The sequence below is a fragment of the Streptomyces nanshensis genome (genome assembly GCF_001751255.1).
In the GTDB taxonomy this organism is placed as follows: domain Bacteria; phylum Actinomycetota; class Actinomycetes; order Streptomycetales; family Streptomycetaceae; genus Streptomyces; species Streptomyces nanshensis_A.
The window spans coordinates 1-7,417 of the sequence record NZ_LJGW01000339.1 but is presented as its reverse complement, the minus strand read 5'-3'; the positions used below and the strand labels follow the sequence as shown (position 1 = coordinate 7,417).

At 71.9% G+C, this 7,417-nt stretch carries 7 protein-coding genes and 1 pseudogene; 3 read left to right on the top strand and 5 right to left on the bottom strand.

What is annotated here, in order from left to right; genetic code table 11:
• Positions 1-817, top strand: an 817-nt coding sequence (locus AN218_RS20255) for a M15 family metallopeptidase (RefSeq protein ID WP_070018315.1), incomplete at its 5' end; no start/stop codon positions are given.
• Between the two features lie 71 nt (positions 818-888).
• On the opposite strand, the gene AN218_RS20250 is transcribed toward AN218_RS20255, so the two are convergent.
• Positions 889-2,349 carry an aldehyde dehydrogenase family protein gene (locus AN218_RS20250; protein ID WP_070018314.1) on the bottom strand — a complete coding sequence of 487 codons (1,461 nt, stop codon included), beginning with the start codon at positions 2,347-2,349 and terminating at the stop codon, positions 889-891.
• Between the two features lie 580 nt (positions 2,350-2,929).
• Between AN218_RS20250 and AN218_RS20245 the strand changes: the two genes are divergently transcribed.
• Together AN218_RS20245 and glpK are read left to right on the top strand one after the other, a co-directional pair.
• Positions 2,930-3,664, top strand: a complete 735-nt coding sequence (locus AN218_RS20245; RefSeq protein WP_070018313.1) for an MIP/aquaporin family protein — start codon at positions 2,930-2,932, stop codon at positions 3,662-3,664.
• A gap of 61 nt (positions 3,665-3,725) precedes the next feature.
• Positions 3,726-5,234, top strand: a complete 1,509-nt coding sequence (gene glpK / locus AN218_RS20240; protein WP_070018312.1) for a glycerol kinase GlpK — start codon at positions 3,726-3,728, stop codon at positions 5,232-5,234.
• Between the two features lie 146 nt (positions 5,235-5,380).
• On the opposite strand, the gene AN218_RS20235 is transcribed toward glpK, so the two are convergent.
• From AN218_RS20235 to AN218_RS36860, 4 genes and pseudogenes are all read right to left on the bottom strand, one after another.
• The gene (locus AN218_RS20235; RefSeq protein ID WP_070018311.1) at positions 5,381-6,004 is read right to left on the bottom strand and encodes a GTP-binding protein; all 624 of its coding nucleotides are present in this window, start codon (positions 6,002-6,004) and stop codon (positions 5,381-5,383) included.
• Complete coding sequence (locus AN218_RS20230) at positions 5,985-6,461, bottom strand: DUF742 domain-containing protein (protein ID WP_070018310.1); 477 nt, start codon at positions 6,459-6,461, stop codon at positions 5,985-5,987. Before AN218_RS20230 ends, AN218_RS20235 begins: the two co-directional genes overlap by 20 nt.
• A gap of 24 nt (positions 6,462-6,485) precedes the next feature.
• Positions 6,486-6,929 carry a roadblock/LC7 domain-containing protein gene (locus AN218_RS20225; RefSeq protein ID WP_070018309.1) on the bottom strand — a complete coding sequence of 148 codons (444 nt, stop codon included), beginning with the start codon at positions 6,927-6,929 and terminating at the stop codon, positions 6,486-6,488.
• Positions 6,926-7,417: pseudogene (locus tag AN218_RS36860) on the bottom strand (histidine kinase); the annotation flags it as partial. The pseudogene AN218_RS36860 and the gene AN218_RS20225, both read right to left, overlap by 4 nt.

Below are 7,417 nucleotides of genomic sequence, written 5' to 3'. Positions count from 1 at the left end.
GACCCCGCCGGGCACGCCGACGGCATCGGCGCCCTCGACGGCGTCCGCCTCGGCTCCGGCCGGTGCGCACGGCGCCGGCACCTCCCGCCACGCGTCCCACGACCCGTCCGCGCCCCGGGAGTTCGTCGCGCTGCGCGACGTCGCGCCGACCATCCTGCAGGAGATGCGCTATCGCACGCCGCACAACTTCACCGGTGCCGACCACGTACGGGGCTACCGGCAGGGCATGTGCATCGTCACCCGTGACACGGCCGACGCCCTGCGTACGGCGCAGCGTTCGTTCCTCAAGCGGGGCTACTCCCTGAAGGTGTACGACTGTTACCGCCCGCAACGGGCCGTCGACCACTTCGTGGCGTGGGCGAAGGACCTGGACGACCAGCGGATGAAGGACGAGTTCTACCCGCGGGTGGAGAAGGACCGGCTCTTCGAGGACGGCTACATCGCGGAGAAGTCCGGCCACAGCAGGGGCAGTACGGTCGATCTGACGCTCGTGCGGCTGCCCGCGAAGCCCACCCGTCCCTACCGTCCGGGCGAGCCGCTGGTGCCGTGCTTCGCCCCGAAGGACGAGCGCTTCCCCGACAACTCCCTCGACATGGGCACCGGTTTCGACTGCTTCGACACCCTCTCCCACACCGCCGATCCCCGGATCAAGGGCGAGCAGCGGGCGAACCGGATGCTGCTGAAGGGGACGCTGGAGAAGGCCGGGTTCACCAACCTCCCCGAGGAGTGGTGGCACTTCACGCTCACCGACGAGACCTTCCCCGAGACATACTTCGACTTCCCCGTCTGGCGCCGCGCGTTGCAGCACCACCGCTGAACGGGCCGTGTGCCGCGGTCCGTTCGGGGCGAACCGGTGACGAGGACGGACGCCCCGGGCGGACCCGGCGCTCAGAACGGATAGTGCGGGTGCCGCGTGGCGACGGTGACCCAGCGGGTGTTGCTGAACGCCTCGATGCCCCAGCGTCCGCCGAACCGGCCGTAGCCGGATGCCTTGAAACCGCCGAAGGGCACCTGCGGTTCGTCGGCGACGGACTGGTCGCCGACGTGGACGATGCCGGTACGGATGCGGCGGGCGACGGCGAGTCCGTGCGTGGCGTTCTCCGTGAGGATGCCGCAGGTCAGGCCGTGGTCGGTGTCGTTGGCGAGCGCCACCGCCTCGTCGTCGTCGGCGAAGGCGGTGATCGCGCAGAGCGGGCCGAACGCCTCGCCGTGGTACAGCTCCATGCCGGGGGCGACACCGGCCAGCACGGTCGCGGGGTGCACGGCGCCCTCCGGCGCCCCTCCCCCGGTCAGGACCTCGGCGCCCCGGTCGACGGCGTCCCGTATCAGCGCCGCCACCCGCTCGGCCGAGGCGGCGGTCACCAACGGGCCTATGACGGTGGTGGGTTGACCCGGGTCGCCCTGCGGGAGGGAGGCGACCTTGGCGGTGAACTTCTCGGTGAACTCCTGGGCCAGTGAGGCGTGGACGAGGATGCGGTCGGCGGACATGCAGATCTGTCCGGCGTTCATGAAGACGGCGAACGTGGCGGCGTCGACGGCGTGGTCCACGTCGGCGTCGTCGAGGACGACGACGGAGTTCTTGCCGCCCAACTCCAGTACGGCGGGCTTGAGTCGGTGTGCGGCGAGGTCGCCGATGCGCCGTCCGACGTTCGTCGATCCGGTGAAGTTGACGGCGCGCACGGCCGGTTCGTCCACGAGCGCCTCGGCGACCTCGGCGGCGTCCTCGCGGGCGTTGCTGACGACGTTGAGCACGCCGTCGGGCAGACCGGCCTCGCGCAGTACGTCGGCGACGAAGTAGCCGCAGGCCAGCGGGGCGTCCTCGCTCGGCTTGACGACGACGGCGTTGCCGGCGGCGAGCGGCGCGGCGACGGCGCGCGTACCGAGGATGACCGGGGCGTTCCAGGGCGCGAACGCCGCGACGACGCCCACCGGTTCGCGGACGGCGAGGCTCAGCGTCCCGTCGTCCTGCGGTGTGAGCACCTCGCCCCGCGGCGCGGTGACGGCCGCGGCGGCCTCGCGGAGCATCCCGGCGGCGAGCTGCACGTTGAACAGCGCCCAGGGGCGGCTGCCGCCCGCCTCCTGTGCCATGAGCGTGGCGGCGTCGTCGCCGCGGGAGTCCAGGATGTCGGCGGCCTTGAGAAAGACGGCACGCCGCTCGGCGGGACCCGTCGCGGCCCAGTCCGGGAACGCCGCGTCGGCCGCGGCCACCGCCCGGCGTACGTCCTCGGCTCCGCCCGCGGCGACGGTGGCGTACACCTCGCCGGTCCACGGGTTGTGGTCCTCGGCCCGGCGTCCGGAGACGGCGGGGACCTCCCGGCCGCCGATGAACAGGTCGCGGTGGATGGTCATGGGTCCTCCCGGGTGGCGGCGGCCGTGGTGCGAGGCTCGCTGCCGCGGGGGCCGGGGCGGCGGGGAACCGCCGGGCACAGCGAGCAGGGTCGTGCACGCCGCACGGGCGGACTGCCCGTGGACGCCTGGCCGGAGTCTCCGGCCGCCCGCCGCCGGTGTCAACGGGCGTGCAGGTCCGGCGGCCGTACGAAGCGGAAGCCGCGTCCGTACGAAAGCGGAAGCGGAACCGGAAGCGTACGGGCCGGGGCCGGGACAGGAGCCGTCGGGCAAGGGGACGCGGCCGGCCGAAGCGCCGTCGCGCAGTCCCCGGAATCCGGGGGGACATACGGGGCCGATCGCCCCGACACGGGGGCGATGTCGATGACCTCCGCGAGGTGCCCCGGCCATGATGTGCGTGCCCTTGACGGTCCCTCAGCCGCGATGAACACTGCCGACACGCTCGTCACGGAGACCGGGCGGGGTGGCGCGCCGGACCGTGAGCAGCGGCCCTCTGCCCTGGCGCCGGCTCCGTGCCAGATCAAGCACCATCCCGACGCGACGACCCGGGGCCCCGGCCCCGGCCGAGGGACTAGGAGCCGTCATGAGCCAGTTCTCCAACACGGACATCTTCGCGGGCGAGGTCATCGGCACCGCGATCCTCATCCTCTTCGGAGCCGGTGTCTGTGCCGCCGTCAATCTCAGATTCTCCAAGGCCGCCGCCTCCGGCTGGATCGTCGTGGCCTTCGGCTGGGGCCTCGGCGTCCTCGCCGGCGCGTACACGGCGCTTCCGCTCTCGGGCGGGCACATCAACCCGGCGGTGACGGTGGGCCTCGCGATCGACACGGGCGACTGGAGCAAGGTGCCGCTCTACATAGGCTCGCAGATGCTCGGCGCCGTGATCGGGGCGGTCCTGGTGTGGGTGGCGTACTACGCACAGTTCGCCGCGAACGCCGATCCCGAGTTCGCGCAGGACACGCTCGGCAACTTCTCCACGGTCCCCGAGGTGCGCAACCCGGGCGCCAACCTGGCCACGGAGATAGTCGCCACCATCGCGCTCGTCCTGCCGCTGCTCGCCTTCGGCGCGACCAAGGCGCTCGCCGAGAACGGTACGCAGGCGCTCATCGTGGCGCTGCTCGTCACGGGCATCGGCCTCTCGCTGGGCGGCCCGACCGGGTACGCCATCAACCCGGCCCGCGACCTGGGGCCGCGGATAGCCCACGCGCTGCTGCCGATCCCCAACAAGGGCGGTTCCGACTGGGGTTACGCATGGGTCCCGGTCGCCGGTCCGCTCATCGGCGCGGCCATAGCGGCGGGCGTCTTCAAACTCGCCTTCTGACCCGGGCCCGCGGGCCCCGGAATCAACTCCAGCACTCCGGTTCGGACAAGGGGACGCGACCATGTCGGACAAGTTCGTCGCAGCGATCGACCAGGGCACCACGTCGAGCCGCTGCATCATCTTCAACCAGGACGGCGCCCCCGTCGCCGTCGACCAGCGCGAGCACCGCCAGATCTTCCCCAAGCCGGGGTGGGTGGAGCATGACGCCACCGAGATCTGGTCAAAGGTGCAGGCCGTGGTCGCCGGGGCGATCGCCAAGGCCGGGCTGCGGGCCGACCAGCTCAGCGCGCTCGGCATCACCAACCAGCGCGAGACGACCGTCCTGTGGGACCGGAAGACCGGCAAGCCGGTGCACAACGCGATCGTCTGGCAGGACACCCGCACCGCGGCGCTCTGCACCGAACTGGGCGGCGCGGACGGCCAGGACCGCTTCCGTGACCGTACGGGCCTGCCGCTGGCGAGCTACTTCGCCGGGCCCAAGGTGGCCTGGCTGCTCGACAACCAGCCGGGGCTGCGGGAGCGCGCCGAGGCCGGGGAGATCGCCTTCGGCACCATCGACTCGTGGCTGATCTGGAACCTCACGGGCGCCACCGACGGCGGGGTGCACGTCACCGACGTCACCAACGCCGGGCGCACCATGCTGATGAACCTGGAGACCCTCCAGTGGGACCAGTCCATCCTCGACGCGATGAACGTGCCCGCCGCCGTGCTCCCGGAGATCCGCTCCTCCTCGGAGGTCTACGGCACGGCGCACGGCCAGGTCGCCGGGGTGCCGGTGGCCTCCGCGCTCGGCGACCAGCACGCCGCGCTCTTCGGCCAGACGTGCTTCGGGGTGGGCGACGCCAAGAACACCTACGGCACGGGCTCGTTCCTGCTGCTCAACACCGGGCAGCGGCCGGTGCCCAGCGAGAACGGGCTGCTGACGACGATGGCCTACCAACTGGACGGCGAGCCCCCCACGTACTGCCTGGAGGGTTCGATCGCCATCACCGGCGCCCTCGTCCAGTGGTTCCGCGACCAGCTCGGCATCATCGGCGAGGCGGCCGAGATCGAGACCCTGGCCGCGGGCGTCGAGGACAACGGCGGCGCGTACATCGTGCCCGCGTTCTCCGGGCTGTTCGCACCGTACTGGCGCTCGGACGCGCGCGGCGTCGTCGCGGGTCTGACCCGCTACGTCACCAAGGGGCATCTGGCGCGGGCCGTGCTGGAGGCGACGAGCTGGCAGACCCGTGAGGTCGTGGACGCCATGTACCAGGACTCCGGCGTGCACATCACCAGCCTCAAGGTCGACGGCGGGATGACGGCGAACAATCTGCTGATGCAGCACCAGGCGGACGTGCTCGGGGTGCCGGTGATCCGTCCCGTCGTGGCGGAGACGACCTGTCTCGGCGCCGCCTACGCGGCGGGTCTGGCCACGGGTGTGTGGTCCGATCTGGACGAGCTGAGCAGCCACTGGAAGCAGGACGCGGTGTGGACGCCGCAGATGGACGAGGAGAAGCGCGAGAAGGAGTTCCACAACTGGCGCAAGGCCGTGGAGCGCAGCTTCGGCTGGCTGGAGGAGGGCGACTGACACACGGCGGGCGGGGCCGGCCCGAGGGCGTTGGACTTCCCTCTGCCGTACGGGAGTCAAGGCCCCGTCGGGGCCCTTCCGCACCGCCCTCCGACCGCCGCGGGAGACCGCGGTTCCGGAGCCTCGTTCCGTCCCGGTGGCGTTCCTCAGCTCACCGCTTCGGGGCGGGGCTCCGGCTGCTGACCGGCTGCGGCGCGGCGCATCGCGTGCTCGACCACCGAGACCAGCACGTCCCGTACGGACCCCCGGCTCCGGGCGTCGCACACCATCACCGGCACCTCCTCGTCCAGGTCGAGGGCCTCGCGGAGGGACTCCGCCGGGTACAGCTCGGCGTCGTCGAAGTGGTTGACGGCCACCGTGAAGGGGATGCGGCGGCGCTCGAAGTAGTCGATGCCGGCGAAGCTGTCCTCCAGCCGCCGGGTGTCGACGAGCACCACCGCGCCGAGCGCGCCGTACGCCAACTCGTCCCACAGGAACCAGAAGCGGTCCTGGCCGGGTGTGCCGAACAGATAGAGCACCAGGGCGTCGTTGATGGTGATCCGCCCGAAGTCCATCGCAACGGTCGTGGTGGACTTCGCCTCCACGCCCGCGATGTCGTCGACCGGGCGCCCCGCCTCGGTGAGCGTCTCCTCCGTGCGCAGCGGTTTGATCTCGCTGACGGAGCCGACCAGGGTCGTCTTGCCGACGCCGAAGCCGCCGGCCACGAGGAGCTTCAGCGTCACCGGTTCGGCTGACGCCGCCTGGTTTCGCTTAGAGCGCCCGAAGACCATCGATTACCTCTCTGAGAATGCTTTCGTCCGGCAGTTCCGCCGGAGGTACGGGCCTGCTGACGCGGACCCAGTCGGCGTCGATGAGGTCCCCGATGAGGACGCGGACGACGCCGACGGGCAGGTCGAGTTCGGCGGACAGTTCGGCGACGGACTGCGGAGCGCGGCGGCACTGGATGACGATGTCGACGTGCTCGGGAGCCAGTGAGCTGTCCGCGAGCACGTCCGCGTGGTCCTCGGTGCCGTCGTTCTCCCCGCCGGCCGAACGCCCGTGATTCTCGCCGCTCTCCCGGACGCTTCCGGGGGGCTTCGCGTCCCCTTCACCGTCCCGGCTCTGGGCGATCACCAGCGCGATGAGGTCGAGACGTGCCTCGTCGGAACTGCTGCGGGTGCGCCCGCGCGTCATGGCGTACGGGCGCACCACAGGCCCCGCGGCATCGTCGAACCAGCGGTCCGTCATCACTCTGTCCCGTTCAGATTCCCGTCAGTTCCCGCTCGTGCGGCTCGGCGGGCCCGAACGGGGGGCGGTGCCCAGGTGGGCGCCGACCCGCTTGACGAGCAGGGTCATCTCGTACGCGATCAGCCCCACGTCGGCGTCCGCCTCGGCGACGACGGCGAGACAGCTTCCGTCGCCCGCGGCCGTCACGAAGAGGAACGCCTCCTCCAACTCGACGACCGTCTGCCGTACGCCGCCGACGCCGAAGTGCCGGCCGACGCCCTTGGCGAGGCTGTGGAACCCGGACGCGACGGCGGCCAGATGCTCGCCGTCCTCCCGGGTCAGGTCCATGGACGCGCCGCGGGGCAGGCCGTCGCCGGAGAGCACGAGAGCCTTGCTGATGCTGCCGACGCGCTGGACCAACTCGTCCAGGAGCCAGTTGAGTTCGCCGCTCCCAGAAGCGGTGCTCTCCGTGCCTTTCGGTGCGGTCATCGACCGTCCCCCTCCGGTGTCGTTCCTGGTGCTGAGTCCGTCGCCTCGTCCCCCGACGCTCCGGCGTTGTCCCGGCGTCCGCGCTGCCAGCCACGCTGGAGCGATGCCATCCGGCTGCGTACCTCTTCCGCGTCGCGGTTGGCAAGATCCTCGGACGGAGCGCCGCCGCCCGTGCGGCCCGCGGCGCCCTCTTCCGGCTCCCGCTTGAGCTGTGGCGCCAGGCTCGCCTGGCGGACCCTGCGGGGCAGTCCGGAGACCGTACCGGAAGCGGAAGGCGCCGTGGGCGGCGAAGCGGAGCCTTCTGCCGAAGCGGAGCGCTCCGGGGCTCCGTGGCGGTCCGATGCTCCGGGACGGTCCGTGCGCCGGCGGTCGCCGCGCTCCGGGCGCTGCTGCGTCTCGTCCGTCTCCGCGGTCTCGGCGGGCTCCTCGCGGCCGACCGTGCGGCCGTGGTCCGCGACCAGGACCGGCGTGCGCGGGCGGCGCTTGGG